The organism is Protofrankia sp. CiP1_Cm_nod1, assembly GCF_920888515.1.
Lineage (GTDB): Bacteria > Actinomycetota > Actinomycetes > Frankiales > Frankiaceae > Protofrankia.
In genome coordinates this window covers 1-2,034 of record NZ_CAKKTM010000297.1, presented here as the reverse complement: position 1 = coordinate 2,034, position 2,034 = coordinate 1, and the positions used below count along the sequence as shown (strand labels likewise).

Annotated in this window: 2 protein-coding genes and 1 tRNA gene; 2 read left to right on the top strand and 1 reads right to left on the bottom strand. The window is 70.8% G+C overall.

The features are described 5' to 3' along the window. Nucleotides 1-684: hypothetical protein (locus NBX02_RS13410; protein ID WP_250291585.1), on the top strand; the 684-nt coding region annotated here is incomplete at its 5' end. Here the strand turns inward: NBX02_RS13410 and NBX02_RS13405 are convergent. Continuing rightward, a tRNA-Leu gene (locus NBX02_RS13405) sits at nt 647-733 on the bottom strand. The genes NBX02_RS13410 and NBX02_RS13405 overlap by 38 nt on opposite strands. Before the next feature lie 406 nt (nt 734-1,139). Here NBX02_RS13405 and NBX02_RS13400 point away from each other — a divergent pair. Then, nucleotides 1,140-2,034: Tex-like N-terminal domain-containing protein (locus tag NBX02_RS13400; protein ID WP_445548414.1), on the top strand; the 895-nt coding region annotated here is incomplete at its 3' end.

Below are 2,034 nucleotides of genomic sequence, written 5' to 3'. Positions count from 1 at the left end.
CGCATCGTGGCCATCCGCGAACAGGTCATGGCTGAGCTGGTGAGCCGGCAGCACAGCAACCGGACCGCACTCGACAGACAGGAGAAGCGCAAGAAGGCGCTGCAAAACCAACAGCTCAAGCTGATCGAGATGCGCTACGCCGATGCCATCTCGCTCGAACACCTGAAGTCTGAACAGGAACGCATCACCCGCGAGCTTGCTCAGGCACAGCAGGTCATCGACCGCTGCTCGACCGAGATCGAGGCCGTCATGAAGGTGGTCGAGGAAGCACTGCTGCTGTGCGCCAACGCGCACCGGCTGTACCTCAGTGCTCCGCCCGACGTCCGCCGACAGCTCAACCAAGCCGTCTTCGCCCGCCTCTGGATCATGGACGACCAGGTGCAGTGCGCGGACCTCACCGAAGGCTTCGCCCACCTCCTCGCCCCTGATCCTGCCGCACGGCTGGCGGAGGCGAAGAACAGCGAAGACGCGAAGATCGAAACACGCTCCCGCCCCGGTAGGGGCCGGGGACGGTCCACCGGCGCGCAGAGCGCCAGCCTGGAACTGGTGCGGCCCACGGACGCCATACAGCGTCCGCACGGCCCACTTCCCGCCGATGCGACGAACCCCGGACCCAACCGGGACCGGGGTTCAAACGTGACCGTTTTGGTGTCCGAGGGGGGACTTGAACCCCCACGCCCTTAGAGGGCACTAGCACCTCAAGCTAGCGCGTCTGCCATTCCGCCACCCGGACCTGCAACGAACCAAGACTCTACACGGCTTGCGGGCGGGTCGGCGTGGGGGTCCTCCTCATCTGGGCGGCTTCTTCTGGATCTTCGGAGGTCCCATGGCTCCGGCCTTCGGAAGCCCTGCGGCTCAGGGTGAATGGAGGCCCTGGCCCTGGGCGCGCGGGGCCGGTGTGATGCGGCTGGTCCGGCGGGGCCTGGCCGCGCCCGCGGCCTCGGTCTGACGAGCTGGTCAGGCCAGCCGGGAACGGTTTGGCCAGTCCGAGAAGCGCCCTGCCGCGGCCATGGGAGCGGTCGGGCCGGGCCTGGGAGCGCTCTGCCGCGGGTCTGGGAGCGGTCGGACCGGGCCTGGGAGCGGGTCGGGCCGGGCCTGGGCCGGTCAGGTGCCGGCCCGGGGGCGGTGAGACGGGGCTGATGCGTCGGTGGGCCCGCCAGTCGGGCAAGCTGGTCTCCGACACCTCATCAGGACCCCGGCCACGGAGGCGGATCGAGATCGTGACGACGTCGGTTCATCGCAGGATCGCCGAGGAGCTCGGCGTGCGTGAGGGGCAGGTGACCGCGGCCGTCGACCTGCTCGACGGCGGGGCCACCGTGCCGTTCATCGCCCGCTACCGCAAGGAGGCGACCGGCATGCTCGACGACGCCCAGCTGCGGACCCTTGAGGAGCGGCTGCGCTACCTGCGCGAGCTGGAGGACCGGCGCGCCGCGATCCTGGAGTCGATCCGTTCCCAGGGCAAGCTGGACGACGCGCTCGAGGCGCAGATCCTGGCCGCCGACTCCAAGGCCCGCCTGGAGGACATCTACCTGCCCTACAAGCCCAAACGCCGCACTAAGGCCCAGATCGCCCGGGAGGCCGGTCTGGAGCCGCTCGCCGAGACGCTGCTGGCCGACCCGTCACAGGATCCGCAGGCGACGGCCGCCGCCTTCGTCGACCCGGAGAAGGGTGTCGCCGACACGGCCGCCGCTCTCGAGGGCGCGCGGGCCATCCTGGTCGAGCGTTTCGCCGAGGACGCGGACCTGATCGGGACGCTGCGTGAGCGGATGTGGACGCGCGGCCGGCTCGTCTCCCGGGTACGGGAGGGCCGGCAGGACGCCGGCGCCAAGTTCGCCGACTACTTCGACTTTGCCGAGCCCTTCACCTCGCTGCCCTCGCACCGGATTCTGGCGCTGTTCCGCGGCGAGAAGGAGGAGGTCCTCGACCTCACCCTCGATCCGGAACCCGCCGACCCGGCCGCTGCCGGTGGGCCGGCCGACGGCGGGGGCACCGCCGACGGGCGGCCGGCGGCAGCGGCCGTGCCCCGGCAGGCGG